A 21,135-nucleotide genomic window follows, 5' to 3' on the forward strand; every position below is an offset into this window, starting at 1 on the left:
GCTTTGCGATGCTCGTCGATCGCGAGCACGCGTATCGCGAGAATCGCCGCATCGCCCGCCTGTGAGCGGCGGCGTGAATTCCACATAAATTTGGCGGTTTGAAATCCACGCTCCAGATCATTTTTTCGTGACCGTCACAAATCCGTATCGCTGCCCGAAAGCCAGCCATGCCCGTCGTGCCGAATGACGTGCCGGTTCGGAGACCTCGACCCGTTCCAGGATGTTCAGCAGCGCCCGAAGTGGGGCGTCCTGCTCATGGCCGATGGCGTCGATGGCGTTTCTTTTGTCTCGCACCCGTTGGGCGCGTTTGCGCTCTGTGCCAGTCATCGGCCGCTCACCCTTGAGCGGCCGACCAGGTTTCGTGACGGTCACCACGGGATCGGTCATTTGTTTATCCAGGTTTTGTGACAGTCACGACGTTCAAGGATTGGGGTACCGGCTCACTGATCTCAGGATTCGGGAGAGTGCACGGGGCGTGTCACGGCCCACGTCATGCTTCGATCCGCTCTTTCATGCGATAGCTTTTGCCCTCGATGACGACGGTTTCGGAATGGTGGAGCAGCCGATCCAGGAGGGCCGAGGTGAGGGTGCTGTCCTGGTTGAAGATTTCCGGCCAGTGCTTGTAGGCGCGATTGGTGGTGATGATCAGGGCGCCGCGCTCATAGCGTTCGCTGATGATCTGGAAGAGCAGATCGGCGCCATGCTTGTCTATCGGGAGGTAGCCGAGTTCGTCGAGCACCAGCAGACGTGGCTGCAAGTACTTGCGCAGTTCGCGCTTGAGGTTGCCCTGCGCCTGGGCGGCAGAGAGCGAGTTGATGATATCGATGGCGGTGGTAAACAAGACGGAATAGCCGCGCAGACAAGCGGCATGCCCGAGCGCGATACTGAGATGGCTCTTCCCCAGGCCGACGTTGGCCATGAAGATCACGTTGCCCTTTTCCTCGATGAAGCGCAGTCGAAAGAGATTCTGGATCTGTGGCCGGTTGATTTTGGTCGGCCATGTCCAGTCGAACTGATCAAGGGTCTTGAGCACTGGAAAGCGGGCGAGTCCCACCCGCCGCTGGATGCTGCGATCTTCGCGGGCATGCGCCTCGCCTTCGATCAGCCGCGCCAGGTACTCGACGTGTGACCATTGCTCGGTGCCTGCTTCCTGAGCCAGGGGTTCAAAATGTTCGAGCAGATAAGGCAGTTTGAGGCTCGCCAACTGGGCGCGTAGCGCCTCGGTGGGGGCATTGGAAAGGGTCCGTCGGTCAGTGCCCATCGCTGTGTCTTTCGTAAGGAGAGAGATCGGGGGCAGCGATCTCGAGGTCCAGGAGATCCTGGCGGCGGGTGAGATGCAGCGCCCCCGGCTCGGGGGTTTCGCGAGCCCGCATCTCCAGGATGTTGGCGATGTACTCGCAACTGTAGGCGGCGAAGGCGATGCCGTCCTGGATCGCTCGATCGACGGCGTCGACGCCATAGATCTCGCTCAAGGCGACGATCTTGCGGAGGTGATGACGCGGGTTCATGCGGCGTTGCTCGATGCCTTCGAGATAGACCTGCGCGTGTCTCGACAGGCTCAGGAACTGCACCAGCAAGCGCTGCTCACGGGCGTTGCGCCGTTGGGCGAGCAGCGCCTTCGGATGATCGGGGTTCTCTATATCCTGACGCCGATCATAGCTGCGAAGGTGACGCGCGATGAGTTTATCCTGGTGGTAAATGCATACCCGATCCGGGTAAGCCTTGAGCGTCACGCGTTGGCTTGCAAACTCGGCCGGCACCGAATAATGGTTGGTGTCGAGCGCAACCCGGAACTGCTTCGAGGCGCGCTGGCTCTGGATGCGACCGATGTCGTAGGGCATCGGGTTGAGTGGCTGCAGCAGCGCCTGTTCATCCTTGAACCGATCCACGGGTCGTTGGTGCGTTTCACCATGGAGACGGACATTGGCGATGCTCGCCAGCCACACCTCGGCGGCCGGGTTCACCGCACTGAAGTCGAGGAAGTCAGTGCCATTCAGCAGGTTCTTTTTGATATAGCCCACGCCGTTTTCGACCCGCCCTTTCTCATTGCCTTTCGCAACGTTGCAGGGCGAGATGCCAAACCCCCAATGACGGGCGAAATCCAGATACTGCGGATTGAAGACCGGCGCTTCGCCTACCAGGCGGCTGAGCACCGCTGACTTCAAGTTGTCGATCATGAGACGGCCCGGGCAACCGCCAAAGGCCGCGAAGGCATGCTCGTGCGCCGCGAGAAAGTGCTCCATCGTTTGTGAGACGGTGAATTCGACGTACATCAGGCGGCTATAGCACAGCACCATGACGAAGAAGGAGAGCCGCCGGCGGGTCGAGCCCACGCCAATCGAGCCGTATTCACCCCAGTCGACCTGGGCGGCTTCACCCGGAGCAAACGAGAGCTTGAGGAAAGCTTCCCGACGCACCGGACGGACCCGGCGGACATAGTCCTTGACGATCGTGAAGCCGCCTTCGAAACCGCCCTCGCGCAGGCGCTGGTAGATTTGCTGCGCGCTGTACGGGTGCGTTTCGAGCAGACGAATGACTTGATCCTTGAACGGATCGAGCCGACTGCCTCGCGCTGCCGATTGCCGGGGGTGGAACTGCTCGCAGGCCAGCCATTTCACTACCGTTTGCTCATGCAGGCCAAGGGCACGCGCGGTCTGCGTGACGGTCAGTCCCTGCCGCTCGTGACAGTCCTTGATCTTGCAGTACAGCTCGTATTTGATCATGCGGTCCGTCCCAAGACGGCGCGCAACTGGCTGATTCGGACACTGATCTCATCAGCCCCGAGTTCGCTCCCTTCTCTGCGTGGCGATGAATCGAGCGACAAGACCTGATAGAGCGGGTGTTGATAGGCAATGAGGCCGATGCGCATCAGATCGCTGCGCGCCTGGCTCAGACGCGCAGGCGTCAGCGACAGGCAGCGACCGAGCGCGGCATCCGAGTAGTAGCTCAACCCCTGGGCATCGGCAACCGTCACCAGAAACAGGTACAACGCCGCCGCCGGAGGATCACAACGCTCGATGTAGCGCTCCCGCACCAGGCGGTGGTCGAGCCAACTGAATTGCATCGGGATCTGTCGGACCCGGTCCGGACAAAGAACACGCTTGAGGGTCATCGCCCATCCTCCCCGCCATGATGTCAGTGCCGAGTTGTACCAGCCGTCGGGTGCTTCGGGCGATGTCATCTTGTAACGTACTGCCCATGAAATGGGCAATAAAGCCAATGACAACAGCCGGTTGGCCAAGCCAGACATCTTGTAACGCAGGTCGCAAGATGTCTTGAGGCGCCTGAGTCATTTCAAGGGGTTGCGCAGGGCAGACCTCTTGTAACGCAATCGGCTCCGCCGCTTCGGGCGCCGCTTCCCCTCTCTGGCCTTTCGGGCGTCGCCAATACCCCGGATGGGCTTCGCGCCATGACTTCACCCGCGCGACATTCTCGGCACCGCGAAAGTAGTTCCGGTTATCGCTCTTGGCCAGCCAGGCGCGATGACTGGCGGCCTTGCTCTCCTTGCGGCAAGCCGGCGCCGAACAGTATTTCTGGTGCCGCGCGTTGCGCGCATCAGCCACGAAAAATACCCCGCACAACAGACACTTGAGCTCTTCTGTACGCGCCATGCTCCCCCTTCATTTCCCCCGAAATGCGGCGCAACAGCGCGCTGCTCAGCACACTATGAGCGCATGAGGGAAGGGAAAAAGCGAAGAAGGAAGAAGACCGAAGAGCGAGGAAGAAGAGTCAAAAAGACCTTCAGAGAAAAGCCGCTGAAGAAAAGCGACGAAGAAAATCCATGACGATCAAACCGCCAAATTCACGTGACTTTCGGAACGCCCCTGACACATAAGCGAACAAATCGCCGAAATTCAAGCCCGCCGGGTGCCCACTGCCCTTGCCGAAGGCCACGAAAGCGGCGTAAGCGGCATGGGTCTCCGCCTCGCCGGGCGGAACCATCTCGAACAGCGGCAAGCGCAGCAAGTCATCGAGCAACACCACCGCACGCTGGCCCCGGCGACCATGAACCACGAGATGAGTCTCCACCACCGAGGGCGTGCTGACCAACACCCGACGCTTCCGCCGCATCAGGCCGAGGAAGGCTTCGCGCTCCGGTTCGCCGAAGACGACGGCCACCAGCGCCGAGGTGTCGACGACGATCATGCGGGTAGTCCCTGTTCATCCCAGGCCAGAGGATTGAAAGCGTCGCTCCTGTCGGGTATACGGTCCATCTGCGCCAGCAACGCCTCGGCGTGCGCCGCCGGGTCATCGCTGCCCGCCATGTCACGCAGCAAGCGATCGACGGCTTGTTCGACCGCTGCGGTCTTGCTCAAACCGGTGGCCTTGGCCAACCGTTCCACTTTGTCGACTACCGTTGGATTGGCTATTTGCAGGGGCATCGTCATCTCCAGTGATGTTGATATCAACATCACCAATATACAGTCGACGTCGCTCTACCACAAGGAAATGCGCGCCCGACCCGAGTTTTCAGGTTTAATGCCCCATGCGCAGCAGCATCATTGCCTTTGCCCTCGGGGTCGGGTTTATCCAGATGCAGGAGAATCTGCCGGCGTGGCCGCTCGTCGTGGGCTTGCTGGTCGTCGCTCTTTTGCTGCTGTTCTGGCTAGGGCGGCGCCAGGACACGATCGGCCGCGCTGGCTCGACGCTGCTCTGCGCACTGCTCGGCCTGGCGTGGGCGGTGCTGCTCGCCGAACATCGCCTGCAAGACTACCTGCCAGCCGAGTGGGAGGGCCGCGATGTGCAGATCGTCGGAGTGGTCGCCGCGCTGCCGCATGCCTTCGAGCGCGGCGAGCGCTTCGAGTTTGACGTCGAGTCGGTCGACACGCCTGGCGCGCGACTGCCGCAACGGATCATGCTCTCCTGGTATCACGGCGTTCTGGAGGACGAGTGGCGCGAAAAGCTGGTGCTTCGTCCGGGTGAGCGCTGGCGCTTAACCGTTCGCCTCAAACGTCCGCACGGCAACGCCAACCCGCATGGCTTCGACTACGAGGCCTGGCTGTTCGAGCGCGGCCTGCGGGCGACGGGTTACGTGCGTCCGCGCGCTGTCGGAGAACGTCTCGACGACTTCGTCTTGCGGCCTGACTATGTCATCGAGCGCTGGCGCGAACGAATACGCCGATCGTTCTTCGAGGTCCTGCCCGATGCGCCCTATGGAGGCATTCTGGCGGCGCTGGCGATCGGTGACGAACAGGCGATTCCCAGCGACCAATGGCGCTTGTTCAGGCAGACCGGAGTGACGCATCTGATGTCGATCTCCGGCCTGCATGTGACGATGGTCGCGGCGCTGTTTGCCGGCCTGTCCGGTTGGCTGTGGCGGCGCAGTGAGCGGCTGATGCTGTTTCTGCCGGCACAGAAAGCGGCCGTCGCAGCCGGCTGGCTGGCCGCTGGTGGCTACTCGCTGCTCGCCGGCTTTGCCGTTCCGGCACAGCGGACGCTGTACATGCTGACCGTGGTGGCGCTCGCGCTGTGGTCGGGTCGCAACCTGGGCGCCAGCCGCAGCCTGTTGCTGGCGTTGCTGCTGGTCTTGCTGCTCGATCCCTGGGCCGTGCTGTCGCCCGGTTTCTGGCTCTCTTTCGCGGCTGTCGGCCTGCTCTTTTTCGTCGCCACCTCACGGGTCGGTGTTGCGCGTGGCTGGCGAGCGGTCCTTGCCGGTTGGAGCGCTACGCAGTGGGCAGTGACCATCGGCACGCTGCCCATGCTGCTGTTGATGTTCCAGCAGTTCTCGCTGGTCTCGCCGGCGGCCAATGCGCTGGCCATTCCGCTGGTCAGCTTCGTCATCACGCCCCTGGCGCTGCTCTTCGCGGTTATCCCCTGGCCCTTGCTGCTGCAAGGCGATCACTGGCTGTTGTCCGCTCTGATGCATTTTCTGGAATGGCTCGCCGTCTGGCCCGTCTGGCAGCAGCCGGCGCCGCCGCTGGCAGCGGCACTGGTGGCCGTTCCGGGGGTGATCTGGCTGTTGCTGCCGCGCGGCTTTCCGGCGCGCTGGGTGGGCCTTTGTCTGCTCTTGCCGATGTTTTTCTGGCCAGCGCCACGGCCGGCTGCCGGTGACGCCTGGGTCGACGTGCTCGATGTCGGTCAGGGTCTGGCGGTCGTCGTGCGCACGGCCGGGCACACGCTGCTCTACGACACCGGGCCACTGTACAGCGCCGAATCGGATGCTGGTCAGCGCATCGTCGTTCCCTATCTGCGTGCGCAAGGCGTCGAGCAACTCGATGTACTGATCGTGACGCATCGCGACAAGGACCATTCGGGCGGCGTCGCCGCCGTCCGCGAAGCCTTGCCGCCGACGCGCACGCTGTCGTCGGTAGCCGAGTTGCAGCCTGAGCGCTGTGTTGCCGGTCAGGCCTGGGAGTGGGAAGGTGTCCGGTTTACTATCCTGCATCCGGTGGACGGCGATTACGACCGCCGGGTGGCCAAGACCAACAACATGAGCTGCGTGCTGCGCGTGGAAAACGCTGCCGGCAGCGTCCTGCTGACCTCCGATATCGAGGCCCGAGACGAGCAGGCGCTGCTCGCCAGGTCACCGGCGCTGCTGGCCAGCGATGTGTTGCTGGTCCCGCATCATGGCAGCGCGACTTCATCGACGCGCGCGTTCATTGCCGCCGCCGGTGCGCGGGAAGTGGTCATTCCTGTCGGCTACCGCAACCGCTTCCAGCATCCACGGCCCGAGGTCGTCGAACGTTACGGCGCCAGTCGCCTCTGGCGCACCGACCGGGACGGAGCCGTACGAATCAGCCTCGCTGGCGGGGTCTCGCTCTCCTCGTATCGAACGGCGTATCGCCGTTACTGGCACGGAGAGTGATCCACTGGCGATGCACAGCGCCGATACCGTACCGATCTTACGCGGATCGATCCGGTGCGATCAGCATAACGCCGGGAAAATACGGGGCGTAGCGTCGTGAGTCCCTGGTCAGAACGGAATTGCCCGCCACCGCTGCGTGCGCCCCGATAAAGAAATCGCCAAGGACATTGCGCTTCGTGCCCCCTTGCCGCCGGTAACGCACAAACGCTTTGCCGGCGAGAAACAGGGCTGAGCGCGGTATCTCAATCATGACCAGGCCTAGGTCATTGAGGGCCTGATCCAGGGCTTCCAGCGTCGAAAAGGTCAGCGAAAGCTCGGAGTAGATGATCGGATTGATTGCCAGTCGATGAATTCTGGACTGAGCGCGCAATTGATGGGTCGACCAGTCGGCCCATTCTGGGTCGTCCTCCAGAACATCGACCAGCACGTTGGTATCGACCAGCAGCATCAGCCCTCACCACGCAGGAGAGCCATCAAGTCGTCAGTTCGCCACTTTACGTCAGCCTTGCCACGGGCAGCATCGAAACGGTCCGGTTGACGGGTTGGGCAAGCGCCAACCTTGTGGATCACCACATGGCCATCGCGATTGACGGCGAAGTCCACGGCGCAGCCCGGTGCCAGATCGAGGGCATCGCGAATCTGTTTGGGGATGGTGACTTGTCGCTTGCTGGTAAGCGTTGTCGGCATGGCCTATCTCCAGGGTATTACTCAGGAGGCTTAAACGAAAAACCCCGCAAAACATGGCGTTCAGCGGGGTGTTCGTAAAAGCCTCAGACAGTGTGGGTCTGGTGTCCTGGCGGAGACGAAGGGATTTGAACCCTTGATGCAGGTTTATGCCCGCATGCTCCCTTAGCAGGGGAGTGCCTTCGACCTCTCGGCCACGTCTCCTAGGAAGGCGTGATGATATCGGTTTCGCCTCGACCGGTCAAACCCAACTTCGATTTCGGCGGTTTCTCGAGGCCAAAGGCCTTGTGCAGAACGCGCACAGCGAGTTCCAGATACTTTTCTTCGATCACCACCGAAATCTTGATTTCGGATGTCGAGATCATCTGCAGGTTGATGCCCTCCTTGGCCAGTGCGCCGAACATCTTGCTCGCCACGCCCGGGTGTGATCGCATCCCGACACCGACGGCGGAAACTTTGCACGTCGTGTTGTCACCGGTGATGTCGCGCGCGCCGATCTTTTCCTTGACCGCCTGCAGGATGCTGATTGCCTTGCTGTAGTCGCTGCGATTGACGGTGAAGGAAAAATCCGTGGTGTCGCGCTGGCCGACGTTCTGGATAATCATATCGACGTCGATGTTCGCATCGGCAATCGGCCCGAGGATTTGGTAGGCAATTCCCGGGCGGTCGGGAACCCCGAGCACGGTGAGTTTGGCTTCGTCCCGATTGAAAGCGATCCCTGAGATGACCGGTTGTTCCATGGTACCTCTTTCCTCCACTGTGATCAGCGTGCCTTCGCCTTCATCTTCAAAACTTGAAAGCACGCGGAGCTTTACTTTGTATTTTCCGGCGAACTCAACCGAGCGGATCTGCAGCACCTTCGAGCCGAGGCTGGCCATTTCCAGCATCTCTTCGAAAGTAATGGTATCAAGTTTGCGCGCTTCGGGCACCACTCGCGGGTCGGTGGTGTATACGCCGTCCACGTCGGTGTAGATCTGGCACTCGTCCGCCTTCAGCGCAGCGGCCAGCGCTACTGCTGAGGTGTCGGAGCCTCCACGGCCAAGCGTCGTGATGTTGCCATCTTCATCGGCGCCCTGAAAGCCGGCGACAACCACCACGTTACCGTCGGCGAGTGCCTTGCGGATACGGTGCTGGTCGATCTTCAGAATCCGCGCCTTGGTGAAGGTGCTGTCGGTCAGCACGCCGACCTGTGGGCCCGTAAAGCTCTTCGCCTTGAGTCCTTCGGCATGCAGCGCCATGGCCAGCAGGCCGATGGTCACCTGCTCCCCGGTAGCAGCGATCACGTCGAGTTCGCGCGGGTCTGGCGACGGCGAAATCTCCTTCGCCATGGCGATCAGGCGGTTGGTTTCGCCGGCCATTGCCGAAGGAACGAGGACGATGCTGTGGCCTTGCGCCCGCCAGCGGGCGACGCGTCTGGCGACGTTTTTGATACGATCCGTCGATCCCACCGAGGTGCCACCGAACTTCTGAACGATCAGCGCCATGCCAAATCCAGTTGGAAAACCCAAATCCGACATTCTAAAGCATTGTCTGACGGGGCGGCAAAGGGCGCTGGCGTTTCACGAGCCGACCAGCATTAGCCAGATGTTCTATCGAGATGCCACTTGCAATATTCCGCGTCAATGCCTTATAGTGTGCCGTGCTTTACCATGGTCATATGGTGTGATGTAGTGACGGGAAGCTGGCTTCCCGTCGGTTGACGTAGAGTCTATGCAAGAAAGGATAGTCTCATGAGTACCGTGAAAGTCGTTGAACGGGTCGATCCCCGCGAGATTCGTCGCAAGCTTGGTTTGAACCAACAGCAGTTCTGGTCAAGAATCGGTGTGACGCAGAGCGGTGGTTCACGCTATGAAAGCGGCCGCAACATGCCCAAGCCGGTGCGTGAGTTGCTGCGCCTTGTGCATGTCGAGCAGATCGATATTCAGCGCCTCAAGCGTGAAGACTTTGAAGTCGTCGAGTATCTGAAGGCGGAAGACCCGGACCTCTTCAAGACGCTCAAGAAGGCTGCCAGGAGCAAGGTGAAGAAGCCTGCCTGAGCGTTTCGTCTCGGTCGAGGTGGCGGCAGGGGCGGACCCGGCTCACCTTGCTCGGGAGAGACGCAGCATTTCCCGCGCATGCTGGCGAGTGATCGACGTGATTTCAATGCCGCCCAGCATGCGGGCGATTTCCTCGACTCGCGCTTCGCCTTCGAGAGCAACGACCTGGCTGCGGACCTGACCAGCTTCGGCAATCTTGCTGACCTGCCATTGCCAGTTGGCGCTGGCGGCCACCTGGGGGAGGTGGGTCACACAGAGCACTTGCCTTTCGGTCCCCAACTCGCGTAACAAGCGTCCGACGACCTCGGCGACGCCGCCACCAATGCCGACGTCGACTTCGTCAAAAACCAGTGTGGGTACTCTCGCCGCCTGACTGGTCACCACCTGGATGGCCAGACTGATTCGCGAAAGCTCGCCTCCTGAAGCGACCTTGGCCAGCGAGCGCGACTCATTGCCCGCCAGCCCGGCAATCCGGAACTCGATCTGCTCAAGGCCGGACGCATTCCCTCCATCGACCGCTACCAGGCCGACCTCAAAGCGACCGCCGCCAAGCGCCAGTTGCTGCATGACCTCGCTCACCTCGCGGCCAAGCGCTGTGGCCGCCTCGCTGCGACTAACGGAGAGACGCCGGGCAAGACCTTCGTAGTGCGCGCGAGCGGCAGCGACGCGTTCTGCCAAGGCGTCGACATCGGCCGCTTCGCCCAGTACGGCCAACCTCTCGTGCCAGCGCGCCAGCAAGACCGGCAACTCTTCCGGTTTGCAGCGGAATTTCCGCGCGCAGCCTAGAACTGCTTCGATGCGCTGCTCCACCTCCGCCAGCCGCCGGGGATCAAGCTCGGCGCGATTGCCGTAACGGCGCAGGGCGGAGATTGCCTCGGCGAGTTCGGCTTGTGCCGATTGCAGCAGCACGGCGACTTCGCAGAGCGCGGGGTCGTACTCGGAGAGCGCATCCAGCCGATTCGCCACCGCGGCTACCTGGGCCTCGCAGGCAGCGTCACCGTCGGATAATGTCTGCAAGGAATACTGCGCGCCATCGACGAGGCTTGCCGCGTGCGCCAGACGCTTGTGCTCGTCGTTCAGCATCCGCCATTCGTCGACCGAAAAGCCAAGTGCTTCCAGTTCGCGTGCCTGCCAGTCCAGTTGTTCACGTTCGACAGCCCAGGCCTCAATGCCATTGGTGGCCGTGTCAAGCATCATCCTGGCGGCGCGCCAGTCACGCCAGGCAGCAGCGACTTCCGTCAGTAGCGGGTCGAGTCTGGCATGCGAGTCGAGCAGCGCGCGCTGCGCTTCGCCACGCATCAGCGACTGATGAGCATGTTGTCCGTGAATGTCCACCAGCCCCTCGGCGACCTCACGCAACTGCACGACGGTGACCGGCGAGCCATTCAGGTAGGCACGTGAACGGCCGTTGGCATCGACCACTCGCCGCAGCAGCAAGCCACCATCGGTGTTCAGATCATGCTCCACCAGCCACTGCGCTGCCGCCGGTGAATTATCGAGGGCAAACTCGGCCGTCACTTCCGCCCGTTCCTGGCCGACGCGGACCACGCTGACGTCGGCACGCTCGCCCAGGGCGAAGGCCAGTGCGTCGACGAGAATGGATTTGCCGGCGCCTGTTTCGCCGGTCAGCGTACCAAATCCGGCCTGAAACTCGAGTTCAAGTCGATCGACCAGCACGAAGTCGCGAATCGTCAAACGGCAGAGCATATTTTCGTCGTCGCGGGAATGGAGTAATGTTCCTGGGCTAATGTTCCTTGGGCCGCTCGCTCCAATGCAGCTTCTCACGCAGCATCGCGAAGTAGCTGTGACCGGGCGGATGGAGCAGACAGATCGAATACTCGGACCGGCGGATACGGACAGAATCGTCGCTGCGCAGATCGACCGTCACCTGACCATCGAAATGGGCACGAGAATCGGTGGCGTAGACGATCCGGATCTCGACCTCATTGCGGTCGCCGACCAGGATGGGGCGGTTGGACAGGGCGTGTGGGCAGAGGGGTACGAGCGCGATGGCGGATACCTGCGGATGCAGGATCGGGCCATTGGCCGATAGCGCATAGGCCGTTGACCCGGTTGAGGTGGCGACGATCAGTCCATCCGCGCGCAAGTGGTAGATGAATTCGCCATCAATGAACAGTTCGAACTCTATCATCCGGCCGGTGGCGCCCTTGTCAACGACCACGTCGTTCAGTGCCAGATTGGCCGCCATACTTCGTCCGTTGCGCAGGATCTCGGCATCCAGCAGCATGCGGGTTTCGGGAATGAACTTGCCGTCGATCAGGTCGTCCATGCAAGTCAACATGTCGCTGCGTGCGATATCGGTCATGAAGCCAAGGCGCCCCTGGTTCACACCGACCAGCGGCACGCGATAACGCGCGAGCTGGCGTGCGGCATTGAGCATGGTGCCGTCGCCACCGACGACGATGGCCATGTCGGCATGCGCCCCGAGCCATGGAAAGCTACCGCTGGACCAGTTCCGCAGGTCGAGTTGGGCGACCACGTTGCGCGCGGTTTCTTCCTCGATCAGCACCGTCATGCCGCGTTCGTGCAGATACTTCGCCAGTACGCGGATCGATTCGGCAATTTCCGGGCTCTGGTACTTGCCGATCAGCGCGATCGTCCGTGGTAGAGGCGCACTATCAGCCGACGCTTGAGGGAAGGCGTTGTTCATGGGCGAATTAAACCACACTTCGGCCAGCTCCCGCGGCGCCCCGCTGACCACGGATTTTTTGTAGAATCGGGACCATGCTCGACGAACGCTCGAAAACGCTGCTGAAGACGCTGATCCAACGCTATATTGCGGAAGGACAGCCAGTGGGTTCGCGTGCGCTGTCAAAGCACTCCGGGCTGGACCTGTCGGCCGCGACGGTGCGCAATGTAATGGCCGACCTCGAAGATATTGGCCTGATCGCCAGTCCCCACACGTCTGCCGGGCGCGTACCCACGTCGCGTGGCTACCGTTTCTTTGTCGACAGTCTGCTCACCGTCAAGCCGCTGGACAAGGAGAAGATAGACGCCATCGAAGGACAACTGCGCCTCTCGCAACCGAGGCAGTTGATCAGCCATGCTTCACATTTGCTGTCCGGGCTGAGCCATTTTGCCGGCGTCGTCCTGAGCGCCCGCCGCGTGGTGCCCAAGATTCGCCAGATCGAGTTTGTCAGTCTTTCGGAAAAGCGTATTCTGCTGATCCTTGTCACTGCCGATGGCGACGTGCAGAATCGCCTGCTCTTCCCTGGACGCTGCTATACCCCATCGGAACTCGTTGCAGCAACCAACTACCTGAATCAGCATTTTGTCGGCCATGATTTCGAGCACATCCGTTGCCACGTCCAGGACGAACTGCACAGCTTGCGTGGTGATCTGCAGACTCTGATGGCCGCGGCACTGGCCGCCGGTGACGAGGCAATGAGCGGACCGGGCGACCGATATGTCATCTCCGGTGAGCGAAACCTGCTCGAAGTCGAGGAGTTTTCGTCCAACATGAAGCGCGTTCGCGAGCTGTTTGACCTTTTCGAGCAGCGCACCTCGCTGATGCAGTTGCTCGATCTCTCGCATCGAGCCGACGGCGTGCAAATCTTCATCGGCGGTGAATCCGGACTGGCGCCGCTTGATGAATGCAGCGTCGTCACCGCGCCCTATGAAGTCGATGGTCAGATCGTCGGCTCGGTTGGCGTCATCGGCCCAACCCGCATGGCCTACGAGCGGGTCATCCCCATTGTGGACATTACGGCCAAACTGCTCTCGTCCGCACTGACCTACCACGCCAACGGCTGATGTCACGCTATCTCGCCGAGCCGTCGTACCGACACGGTTCGCCGGCTCTGACGGCTGTTCTGCTGATCAATCTGGGGACGCCCGATGCACCGACTGCGCCGGCGGTGCGCCGCTACCTCGGGGAGTTCCTCGCCGACGCGCGTGTGGTCGAGATCCCTCGCCTCGTCTGGTGGCTGATTCTGAACGGGATCATCCTCAACGTCCGGCCACGCCGATCGGCGGCAAAATACGCTGCGGTGTGGACTCCCGAAGGCTCGCCGCTGAAAGTGCATGTCCAACGTCAGGCCAAACTGTTGCGCGGAAGTCTTGGCCAGGCGGGACATCAGGTAGTTGTCGACTACGCGATGCGTTATGGGACCCCGTCGATTCCGGCAACGCTCTCTCGTCTCAAGGCCGGTGGCTGCACACGAATTCTGCTGCTGCCGCTCTATCCGCAATATGCGGCCAGTACGACGGCCACCGCCATCGATGCGGCCTGTGCGTGGCTGCAGACCGTCCGCAACCAGCCCGAGATGCGCATGGTCAGGAGCTTCGCCGACCATTCGGGTTATATCCAAGCGCTGGCCGCCAGCGTTCGCGAGCATTGGGCCAGCAGTGGTCGGCCGACCAGCGCGTATCGCCTGGTCATGAGCTTTCATGGGCTGCCACGCTACACGCTGGACAAGGGCGATCCGTACCACTGCGAATGCCAGAAGAGCGGCCGCCTGCTCGCCGAGGCTCTGGGCCTGGCTCAGGAGCAATATCAGATCTGCTTCCAGTCGCGCTTCGGCCGTGCCCAATGGCTGCACCCCTACACCGCGCCAACGCTCAGGGCGCTAGCCGAACAAGGGGTGCAGAAGGTCGACGTGATCTGTCCTGGATTCCCGGCGGACTGCCTCGAAACACTCGAAGAGATCGCCATCGAAGGCAAGAGCGAATTCCTCGCCGCCGGCGGCAAGGAATTCGGCTACATTGCTTGCCTCAACGAGCGCGATGACTGGATTCGTGCGCTGGCCGACATCGCCGCCAGCCACCTCCAGGGCTGGTCAACCACAAACTCTCGCGACCAGGGAAGCCCCGAACTCAGCGCGCTGCGCGCGAAGGCCATGGGCGCCGCGTCCTGAAGCCGGCCCCCCTGCCGGCATTACCTGGAAAGTCGCGCGAGCTTTTCAAAGTAGTTCGAGCGGTGGCATCAGGCCGAGACCGGAAGTCGAAAGGCTCCCTTGAACGGCCTTTTGGCCACCCAGTTTGGCCAGTACCTTGTTCGCTTCGCGCAAGCGGTGCAGCACCTTGGTCAGCAAGATCCTGTTGAAGCGCTCCTGTAGTTCGTCCGAACTCAGGGCCAGCGCTGCGCTGCTGATCTCGAGGAACTTGGTTTGTTGCAAGGTCACCACCGTCGCGTGACGCAGGGAATCGCTAGGATGGAGGAAAGCCATCTCCCCGACCAGTTCACCTTCGCCAAGGCGGCAGATCACCTGTCCGTTCAACGATACCTCGACGAAGCCGTCAACGATGACACCGAACTTGCGGTGACTGTCGCCTTCACGGATCAGCGTCACTTTTTCGGATATCTCCTTCCAGGCACTGACGCGCAGCACTTCCCACAACTCGATATCCTCGAACTCGGCAAAGAACGACAAGCGTCGCAAGGCATCGAAGCGGGTCTGATCGCGGTCGCTCTCATCTTCATCGACCATCTGGTAGCGCACGGCAGAGAGATCCTTGGCGAACGCCGCACCGCTGTGGTAACGATTGTAGAGGTCCTTCTCGAGGGCCTTGCTGATGATCGGGTCCAGGCCGGCAGGCAATTCCGGGCGAATCGCACAGACCGGGTGGGCGTCCGTGTTGATGATTTTGTAGCGCAGTTGCCCGGCGTTTTTTGCGCGAAATGGCAGTCGCCCGGTAAGCAACTGGTAGAGGACGACACCAAGCGAATAGAGGTCGGTTTTTTGATCGAGCGGGTAGTCCTTGACCTGCTCGGGGGACATGTAGGCGGGTGACCCGACGCCCATCACGAAGGTCGAGTTCTTGCCTGTGTTCTTGCCCAGCAGGCCGAGACCGAAATCGGCGATCTTCGGATTATCGTTGGCATCGATCAGGATGTTGGCCGGCTTGATGTCGCGATGCACGACTCCCTGCTTGTAGGCGTGATCGAGCGCCAGGCAACACTTGAAGATGATGCTGATGACGCGGTGCATCGGCAGCAGAGGGGTACGCGCACAGAATTTGTCGAGCGCCCCGCCGTCGACGAACTCCATGATCAGAAAGGCCCTCTCCGGTTCGATGACTGCGTCGTAAACCTTGACGATGTTCGGGTGATCGAGCCGGCGCCCGATCGAGTCCTCAGTGGCGAAGATCTTGCGCAGGCGCCGCGACATGGCCGCGTTGTTGTCCATGAACTTGATCACTTTGATGGCCACCTGGCGGTCTCGATCCGGATCGTGGGCCAGATAGACGTCAGCAGTCGCTCCTTTGCCAAGGGTGCGTATGATCTCATACTTGCCTAGCTTGTCCGTCATGCCGGTGCCGCGCCCCATCAATGACCACGGAAACCTCGCATGCTAGCAGCAGAAGCGCCAGGTGGCGGCAAGATTTTGCCTCGATTGCCTTTCTGCTGCCCGAAAGTGCGCCACAACAAAAGCTTGAAATCCAGGAACTCGCCCCAAACTGTGAAGCGTTTTCTGGGAGATACCAATTATGCAAGTAAACGACACCGAAGAAATACCTGCTGCGCCGCAAATGTCGGAAACCTTCCAAGCTGCGCTAGAAGGCAATCCGGCAGCAAATAACGCGCCAAGTCTTGAAGAAACCCTTCGCGAGGCCGAACTGAAGGCTGCCGAGTTCCATGATTCCTGGCTACGTGCGAAAGCGGAAACCGAGAATGTCCGCCGCCGTGCGCAGGAGGATATCGCGAAGGCTGCGAAGTTCGCCATCGACCGGTTCGCGCGAGACCTGCTGGCCGTGAAAGACAGCCTGGAGGCTGCCTTGGCCACCGACGCAGGCACCGTCGACAGCTTCCGTTCGGGCACCGAACTGACCCTCAGGCAACTGGCCGCCGCTTTCGACAAAGCGGCCGTGACCGAAGTCAATCCGTGTGGCGACAAGTTCGACCCGCATCGCCATCAGGCGATCAGCGTCGTGGAGTCGGAGCAGGAGCCCAACACCGTCGTGACTGTCCTGCAGAAGGGCTATCTGCTGGCCGACCGCGTTTTGCGGCCGGCCCTGGTCGTCGTCGCCAAGTCGAGCAGTTCCCCGACTTGAAATCGTCGCCATAGTCCCCAATTGTCGGTCATTGCCAGGCATTCCGGTAGTGAGCGAATGTGGCCATACATTACTGAGATATTGAAAGGATTCTGAAAATGGGCAAGATCATCGGCATCGATCTGGGCACGACCAACTCCTGCGTCGCGATCATGGAGAACGGCAAGCCGAAAGTCATCGAGAACTCCGAAGGCGCGCGGACCACTCCATCAATCGTGGCCTATGCCGAAGACGGCGAGATCCTGTGCGGCGCGCCAGCCAAGCGTCAGGCGGTAACCAATCCGAGGAACACGCTGTACGCCGTCAAGCGGCTGATCGGTCGTCGCTTCGAAGAGAAGGAAGTGCAGAAGGACATCGCCCTGATGCCATTCAAGATTCTCAAAGCCGACAATGGCGACGCCTGGGTCGAGGTGCGCAACAAGAAGATTGCGCCGCCCCAGGTTTCGGCCGAAGTGCTGCGCAAGATGAAGAAGACGGCCGAGGACTATCTTGGCGAGGAAGTCACGGAAGCCGTCATTACCGTGCCGGCCTACTTCAACGATAGCCAGCGTCAGGCGACCAAGGATGCCGGCCGGATCGCCGGCCTGGAGGTCAAGCGGATCATCAACGAGCCCACCGCAGCGGCTCTGGCCTTCGGTATGGACAAGAAGCAGGGCGACAAGAAGATCGCTGTCTATGACCTCGGTGGCGGTACCTTCGACGTTTCGATCATCGAGATCGCCGAAGTCGACGGCGAGCATCAGTTCGAAGTGCTGTCCACCAACGGCGACACTTTCCTGGGCGGTGAAGACTTCGACCAGCGGCTCATCGATTACATCATCGACGAGTTCAAGAAGGAAACGGGGGTCAACCTGAAGGCCGACGTGCTCGCTCTGCAGCGCCTCAAGGATGCCGCTGAAAAAGCCAAGATCGAGCTCTCTTCTGGCCAGCAGACCGAGATCAACCTGCCGTACATTACCGCCGACAGTTCCGGGCCCAAGCACCTGGCGCAAAAGATCACCCGCGCCAAGTTCGAGTCGCTGGTTGACGAACTCGTCGAGCGGACCATCGAGCCGTGCCGCATCGCGCTGAAGGATGCCGGTTGCAAGGTCGGCGACATCGACGACGTGATCCTTGTCGGTGGTCAGTCCCGGATGCCCAAGGTGCAGGAGAAGGTGAAGGAATTCTTCGGCCGCGAACCGCGTCGCGACGTCAACCCGGACGAAGCGGTTGCCGTCGGCGCGGCGATCCAGGGCGGCGTGCTGCAGGGCGAGGTCAAGGACGTTCTTCTGCTCGACGTGACCCCGTTGTCGCTGGGCATCGAGACGCTCGGCGGCGTGATGACCAAGCTGATCAAAAAGAATACGACCATCCCCACCAAAGCGCAGCAGGTCTTTTCGACGGCTGACGACAACCAGTCCGCCGTGACGATTCACGTGTTGCAGGGTGAGCGTGAAATCGCCTCCGGCAACAAGAGCCTAGGACAGTTCAACCTGTCCGACATCCCGCCGGCACCGCGTGGCATGCCACAGATCGAAGTGACCTTCGATATTGACGCTAATGGCATTTTGCACGTGTCGGCCAAGGACAAGGCAACCGGCAAGGAGAACAAGATCAAGATCCAGGCTTCTTCCGGTCTCAACGAGGAGGAAGTGCAGCGCATGGTGCGCGACGCGGAACTGCATGCAGAAGACGACCGGAAAGCGCGTGAGCTGGCTGACGCCCGCAATCAGTGCGACGGCATGATCCACACGGTCAAGAAGTCTCTGGCCGAATATGGCAAGGAACTCTCCGACAGCGAGAAGGGGGTCATCGAAGCGGCCATGAAGGAAGCCGAAGAGGCGATTCGTGGCGCCGATCTGGATGCCATCAGGGCAAAGACCGAGGCACTCGGGACGGCGGCGCAGAAGCTGGGTGAGAAGATGTACGCCAAACAGAACGCGGACGGCGCCGAGGGTGCGGCGGGTCATGCTGCCGGTGAGGCGAAGAAGGACGACAGCGACGTCGTTGACGCCGAATTCACCGAAGTCAAAGACAAGAAGTAGGCATCTGCCTTTCAGGGCGAGGCGTATAATCGCGCCTCCCCACTGCCCCACAAAGTGCTCAGAGACTGATGGCTAAACGCGACTTTTATGACATTCTCGGCGTCAACCGTGACGCCTCGGAAGAAGAAATCAAGAAGGCCTACCGCAAGCTGGCCATGAAATACCATCCTGACCGCAATCCGGACAATCCCCGGTCCGAAGAGCACTTCAAGGAGGTCAAGGAGGCCTACGAGATCCTTTCCGATGGCCAGAAGCGTGCGGCCTACGATCAGTATGGTCATGCCGGCGTCGATCCGCAGGCAGGCATGGGTGCTGCGGGTGCGGGCGGATTCTCCGACGCCTTTGGCGGCATCTTTGACGAAATCTTTGGCGGCGGTCGAGGCGCTCGCTCAAATGTCTACCGCGGCGCCGATCTGCGCTACAACCTCGAGGTCACTCTTGAGCAAGCGGCGTTCGGCACCGAAACCAAGATTCGCATTCCGACGATGGAGGTTTGCGACGCCTGCCGCGGCAGCGGGGCCAAGGCCGGTACTCAGCCGAAGACCTGCCCGACGTGTCAGGGGAGCGGTCAGGTTCGCCTGCAGCAGGGGTTTTTCTCGATACAGCAGACTTGCCCGAAGTGCCACGGCACCGGCCGCTTCATCGCTGACCCCTGCGCGCCGTGTCACGGCGCGGGTCGAGTCAAGCAGCACAAGACGCTGGCGGTCAAGATTCCGGCAGGGGTTGATGAGGGCGATCGGATACGGCTCTCCAGCGAGGGTGAGCACGGCGTCAACGGCGGGCCATCAGGCGACCTGTACGTGCAGATTCACCTCAAGGCGCACTCGGTCTTTCAACGCGAACAGAATGATCTGCACTGCGAAATGCCGATCAGCTTTACGACGGCCGCCCTTGGCGGCGAAATCGATATTCCGACCCTTGACGGAGCGGCCAAGATACGGGTCCCCCCCGAGACCCAGTCGGGCAAGACGTTTCGCTTGCGTGGCAAGGGCATCAAGGGGGTACGCAGTCACGCGCACGGTGACTTGCTCTGCCACGTGGTAGTGGAAACACCGGTCCACCTGACGGAGCGGCAGAAGGAACTGTTACGCGAGCTCGAGGAGTCAAGTCGAGAAAATTCGGATCAGCATAACCCTCGCGCCAAGTCCTGGATGGATCGGGTGCGCGACTTCTTTGCCGCCACCTGAGACCGAGATCACCGCTGACCGTTGGCGCGAGCAAGTGATATTTGTTCCGCGAGGAGTCCCTACGGCGCTTTTTCCCGCCCATGTAAGGGTGGTGTCAGTTTGATTCGCCAACCTGCCGAGCTGGGCAGGGGTCGTTGACCAGCGATTCCCTCTTCCACACCACGGGAGAACGATCGCATGGGGTTGGCCAAGGCCTTACTGTTTGCTCTGCTAAGCTGGGTCGGGTGCGTAGTTGCGGGTGAGGTGGGTGTAACCGACAACAGCATCCTGATTGGCATGACCGCGCCGTTTTCAGGGCCCAGCGGGCCCTACGGACTGGACATGAAGATGGTGATCAACGCCTATTTTCGCCAGGTCAACGAAAGCGGTGGCATCCATGGCAGAAAGCTTGAACTGCGCGCACTCGACGATGGTTACGAGAGTGATCGGGCGGTTGCCAATACCAGGGCATTGATCAACCAGGAAAAGGTCTTTGCCTTGCTCGCGTCCTACGGTTCGAGTCCGACGACGGCGGCCATGAACGAGGTCTTCGGAATAGCCAAAGTCCCCCTCGTAGGAGCCATTTCCGGTGCCGACTCGCTTCGCCAGTCGCCCAGGGACAACCGCAACAATCGCTACATGTTCAACGTCCGGGCGAGCTACGCCAACGAGACCGAAGCGATCGTCAACCAGTTGGTTTCGCTCGGCTTCAAGAACATTGCGGTTTTCTACCAGAACGACGGTTTCGGCAATTCGGGCCTCGACGGCGTCGTTGCAGAGCTCAAGAAGCACAATCAGACGCCGTCGGCGGTCGCTACGGTGCAACGTAATACGGTTGAAGTCGGTCAGGCGGTGCAGGACATCGCCAAGGTGAACCCGCAGGCGGTGATCATGGTCACCCTGCACAAGGCGAGCGCGGCCTTCGTTCGTGAGATGAGGAAGGCCAGGCAGACGCCGCAGTTCATGACGCTTTCACCGGTCGGAGCCGATCTGCTGGTCCAGGAACTCGGCGACGAGGCGCGCGGCATCGGTATCTCCCAGGTCATGCCCTACCCATGGAACGACACCCTGCCGATGGTACGCGACTACCACAAGCTGCTCGGTCAGCCGGGACAGGCGTCGTACTTAGGCCTTGAAGCCTACGCCATGGCGAAAGTACTGGTAGACGCGATTCGAAAATCGGGCAAGGATCTGACTCGCGAAAAACTCGTTGCCAGTCTGGAAAGCATGCAGAACCACGACCTCGGCGGCTATCGCGTCGGCTACTCGGCCAATGATCGGCGCGGGTCGCGCTTTGTCGATCTGACGGTCATCGGCAGTGGTGGCCGGATTCTTCGTTAGCTTGCGGGGACGAGGCAAGGGCGGATGGAAACGATGGGACCTGCGGCCTCAACTTCCCACCACCC

General features: G+C 61.0%; 20 protein-coding genes and 1 tRNA gene. 8 read left to right on the plus strand and 13 right to left on the minus strand.

From position 1 onward, the window contains the following. Window positions 1-117: 117 nt before the first annotated feature. The 6 genes from ACCAA_RS18950 to ACCAA_RS18975 all read right to left on the minus strand — a co-directional run bounded on the left by ACCAA_RS18950 (window position 118) and on the right by ACCAA_RS18975 (window position 4,382). Entirely contained in the window at window positions 118-387 is a 270-nt protein-coding gene (locus ACCAA_RS18950) for a hypothetical protein (protein ID WP_186408815.1), read from the minus strand. Window positions 388-490: 103 nt separating this feature from the next. Further along, on the minus strand, window positions 491-1,261 hold the full coding sequence (istB, locus tag ACCAA_RS18955) for an IS21-like element helper ATPase IstB (RefSeq protein ID WP_186408816.1): 771 nt from the start codon (window positions 1,259-1,261) through the stop codon (window positions 491-493). Further along, entirely contained in the window at window positions 1,251-2,723 is a 1,473-nt protein-coding gene (istA, locus tag ACCAA_RS18960; protein ID WP_186408817.1) for an IS21 family transposase, read from the minus strand. The genes istB and istA overlap by 11 nt, the downstream gene beginning before the upstream one ends. Continuing rightward, entirely contained in the window at window positions 2,720-3,241 is a 522-nt protein-coding gene (locus tag ACCAA_RS18965) for a hypothetical protein (protein WP_186408818.1), read from the minus strand. The genes istA and ACCAA_RS18965 overlap by 4 nt, the downstream gene beginning before the upstream one ends. 500 nt (window positions 3,242-3,741) lie before the next feature. Continuing rightward, window positions 3,742-4,146, minus strand: coding sequence for a type II toxin-antitoxin system VapC family toxin (locus ACCAA_RS18970; RefSeq protein WP_186408819.1), 405 nt, complete (start codon window positions 4,144-4,146; stop codon window positions 3,742-3,744). Then, on the minus strand, window positions 4,143-4,382 hold the full coding sequence (locus ACCAA_RS18975) for a type II toxin-antitoxin system VapB family antitoxin (RefSeq protein WP_186408820.1): 240 nt from the start codon (window positions 4,380-4,382) through the stop codon (window positions 4,143-4,145). Before ACCAA_RS18975 ends, ACCAA_RS18970 begins: the two co-directional genes overlap by 4 nt. Window positions 4,383-4,486: 104 nt before the next feature. Here ACCAA_RS18975 and ACCAA_RS18980 point away from each other — a divergent pair, with 104 nt between their 5' ends. Then, the gene (locus ACCAA_RS18980) at window positions 4,487-6,805 is read left to right on the plus strand and encodes a DNA internalization-related competence protein ComEC/Rec2 (protein ID WP_186408821.1); all 2,319 of its coding nucleotides are present in this window, start codon (window positions 4,487-4,489) and stop codon (window positions 6,803-6,805) included. A 37-nt stretch (window positions 6,806-6,842) separates the two neighbouring features. Here ACCAA_RS18980 and ACCAA_RS18985 read toward each other — a convergent pair whose 3' ends face one another. The 4 genes from ACCAA_RS18985 to ACCAA_RS19000 form a co-directional block, all read right to left on the minus strand. Beyond that, entirely contained in the window at window positions 6,843-7,253 is a 411-nt protein-coding gene (locus ACCAA_RS18985; protein ID WP_186408822.1) for a type II toxin-antitoxin system VapC family toxin, read from the minus strand. After that, a complete protein-coding gene (locus ACCAA_RS18990) occupies window positions 7,253-7,492 on the minus strand; it encodes an AbrB/MazE/SpoVT family DNA-binding domain-containing protein (protein WP_186408823.1) in 240 nt (79 codons plus the stop codon). Before ACCAA_RS18990 ends, ACCAA_RS18985 begins: the two co-directional genes overlap by 1 nt. A gap of 107 nt (window positions 7,493-7,599) precedes the next feature. Further along, window positions 7,600-7,693 (minus strand) — tRNA-Ser (locus ACCAA_RS18995). Next, window positions 7,693-8,973, minus strand: a complete 1,281-nt coding sequence (locus tag ACCAA_RS19000) for an aspartate kinase (RefSeq protein ID WP_186408824.1) — start codon at window positions 8,971-8,973, stop codon at window positions 7,693-7,695. The genes ACCAA_RS18995 and ACCAA_RS19000 overlap by 1 nt, the downstream gene beginning before the upstream one ends. A 246-nt stretch (window positions 8,974-9,219) precedes the next feature. Between ACCAA_RS19000 and ACCAA_RS19005 the strand changes: the two genes are divergently transcribed. Further along, complete coding sequence (locus ACCAA_RS19005; RefSeq protein ID WP_186408825.1) at window positions 9,220-9,525, plus strand: helix-turn-helix domain-containing protein; 306 nt, start codon at window positions 9,220-9,222, stop codon at window positions 9,523-9,525. Window positions 9,526-9,567: 42 nt separating this feature from the next. On the opposite strand, the gene recN is transcribed toward ACCAA_RS19005, so the two are convergent. Further along, complete coding sequence (recN, locus tag ACCAA_RS19010; RefSeq protein ID WP_186408826.1) at window positions 9,568-11,232, minus strand: DNA repair protein RecN; 1,665 nt, start codon at window positions 11,230-11,232, stop codon at window positions 9,568-9,570. A gap of 37 nt (window positions 11,233-11,269) precedes the next feature. Continuing rightward, window positions 11,270-12,196, minus strand: a complete 927-nt coding sequence (locus ACCAA_RS19015; RefSeq protein WP_186408827.1) for an NAD kinase — start codon at window positions 12,194-12,196, stop codon at window positions 11,270-11,272. Window positions 12,197-12,270: 74 nt separating this feature from the next. Between ACCAA_RS19015 and hrcA the strand changes: the two genes are divergently transcribed. Both hrcA and hemH read left to right on the plus strand, forming a co-directional pair. Beyond that, window positions 12,271-13,299: a heat-inducible transcriptional repressor HrcA gene (gene hrcA, locus ACCAA_RS19020; RefSeq protein WP_186408828.1), complete on the plus strand. Its 1,029-nt coding sequence runs from the start codon at window positions 12,271-12,273 to the stop codon at window positions 13,297-13,299. Continuing rightward, the gene (gene hemH, locus ACCAA_RS19025; RefSeq protein ID WP_186408829.1) at window positions 13,299-14,402 is read left to right on the plus strand and encodes a ferrochelatase; all 1,104 of its coding nucleotides are present in this window, start codon (window positions 13,299-13,301) and stop codon (window positions 14,400-14,402) included. The genes hrcA and hemH overlap by 1 nt, the downstream gene beginning before the upstream one ends. A gap of 45 nt (window positions 14,403-14,447) precedes the next feature. Here the strand turns inward: hemH and ACCAA_RS19030 are convergent, their stop codons facing one another. Further along, window positions 14,448-15,797, minus strand: a complete 1,350-nt coding sequence (locus ACCAA_RS19030; RefSeq protein ID WP_186408830.1) for a serine/threonine-protein kinase — start codon at window positions 15,795-15,797, stop codon at window positions 14,448-14,450. A gap of 178 nt (window positions 15,798-15,975) precedes the next feature. Between ACCAA_RS19030 and grpE the strand changes: the two genes are divergently transcribed. The 4 genes from grpE (at window position 15,976) to ACCAA_RS19050 (ending at window position 21,070) form a co-directional block, all read left to right on the plus strand. Then, complete coding sequence (grpE, locus tag ACCAA_RS19035; protein ID WP_425394503.1) at window positions 15,976-16,539, plus strand: nucleotide exchange factor GrpE; 564 nt, start codon at window positions 15,976-15,978, stop codon at window positions 16,537-16,539. Between the two features lie 98 nt (window positions 16,540-16,637). Further along, the gene (gene dnaK / locus ACCAA_RS19040; RefSeq protein WP_186408831.1) at window positions 16,638-18,563 is read left to right on the plus strand and encodes a molecular chaperone DnaK; all 1,926 of its coding nucleotides are present in this window, start codon (window positions 16,638-16,640) and stop codon (window positions 18,561-18,563) included. 68 nt (window positions 18,564-18,631) lie between these two features. Continuing rightward, complete coding sequence (gene dnaJ, locus ACCAA_RS19045; protein WP_186408832.1) at window positions 18,632-19,750, plus strand: molecular chaperone DnaJ; 1,119 nt, start codon at window positions 18,632-18,634, stop codon at window positions 19,748-19,750. Between the two features lie 177 nt (window positions 19,751-19,927). Further along, window positions 19,928-21,070: an ABC transporter substrate-binding protein gene (locus ACCAA_RS19050; protein WP_186408833.1), complete on the plus strand. Its 1,143-nt coding sequence runs from the start codon at window positions 19,928-19,930 to the stop codon at window positions 21,068-21,070. The last annotated feature ends 65 nt before the right edge of the window (window positions 21,071-21,135 follow it).

It is taken from the genome of Candidatus Accumulibacter aalborgensis (assembly GCF_900089955.1).
GTDB lineage: Bacteria > Pseudomonadota > Gammaproteobacteria > Burkholderiales > Rhodocyclaceae > Accumulibacter > Accumulibacter aalborgensis.

Coding starts and splice junctions, on each gene's coding strand:
- ACCAA_RS18950 (WP_186408815.1), bottom strand. CDS start 387: ATGACCGATCCCGTGGTGACCGTCACGAAACCTGGTCGGCCGCTCAAG.
- istB (WP_186408816.1), bottom strand. CDS start 1,261: ATGGGCACTGACCGACGGACCCTTTCCAATGCCCCCACCGAGGCGCTA.
- istA (WP_186408817.1), bottom strand. CDS start 2,723: ATGATCAAATACGAGCTGTACTGCAAGATCAAGGACTGTCACGAGCGG.
- ACCAA_RS18970 (WP_186408819.1), bottom strand. CDS start 4,146: ATGATCGTCGTCGACACCTCGGCGCTGGTGGCCGTCGTCTTCGGCGAA.
- ACCAA_RS18975 (WP_186408820.1), bottom strand. CDS start 4,382: ATGCCCCTGCAAATAGCCAATCCAACGGTAGTCGACAAAGTGGAACGG.
- ACCAA_RS18980 (WP_186408821.1), top strand. CDS start 4,487: ATGCGCAGCAGCATCATTGCCTTTGCCCTCGGGGTCGGGTTTATCCAG.
- ACCAA_RS18985 (WP_186408822.1), bottom strand. CDS start 7,253: ATGCTGCTGGTCGATACCAACGTGCTGGTCGATGTTCTGGAGGACGAC.
- ACCAA_RS18990 (WP_186408823.1), bottom strand. CDS start 7,492: ATGCCGACAACGCTTACCAGCAAGCGACAAGTCACCATCCCCAAACAG.
- ACCAA_RS19000 (WP_186408824.1), bottom strand. CDS start 8,973: ATGGCGCTGATCGTTCAGAAGTTCGGTGGCACCTCGGTGGGATCGACG.
- ACCAA_RS19005 (WP_186408825.1), top strand. CDS start 9,220: ATGAGTACCGTGAAAGTCGTTGAACGGGTCGATCCCCGCGAGATTCGT.
- recN (WP_186408826.1), bottom strand. CDS start 11,232: ATGCTCTGCCGTTTGACGATTCGCGACTTCGTGCTGGTCGATCGACTT.
- ACCAA_RS19015 (WP_186408827.1), bottom strand. CDS start 12,196: ATGAACAACGCCTTCCCTCAAGCGTCGGCTGATAGTGCGCCTCTACCA.
- hrcA (WP_186408828.1), top strand. CDS start 12,271: ATGCTCGACGAACGCTCGAAAACGCTGCTGAAGACGCTGATCCAACGC.
- hemH (WP_186408829.1), top strand. CDS start 13,299: ATGTCACGCTATCTCGCCGAGCCGTCGTACCGACACGGTTCGCCGGCT.
- ACCAA_RS19030 (WP_186408830.1), bottom strand. CDS start 15,797: ATGACGGACAAGCTAGGCAAGTATGAGATCATACGCACCCTTGGCAAA.
- grpE (WP_425394503.1), top strand. CDS start 15,976: ATGCAAGTAAACGACACCGAAGAAATACCTGCTGCGCCGCAAATGTCG.
- dnaK (WP_186408831.1), top strand. CDS start 16,638: ATGGGCAAGATCATCGGCATCGATCTGGGCACGACCAACTCCTGCGTC.
- dnaJ (WP_186408832.1), top strand. CDS start 18,632: ATGGCTAAACGCGACTTTTATGACATTCTCGGCGTCAACCGTGACGCC.
- ACCAA_RS19050 (WP_186408833.1), top strand. CDS start 19,928: ATGGGGTTGGCCAAGGCCTTACTGTTTGCTCTGCTAAGCTGGGTCGGG.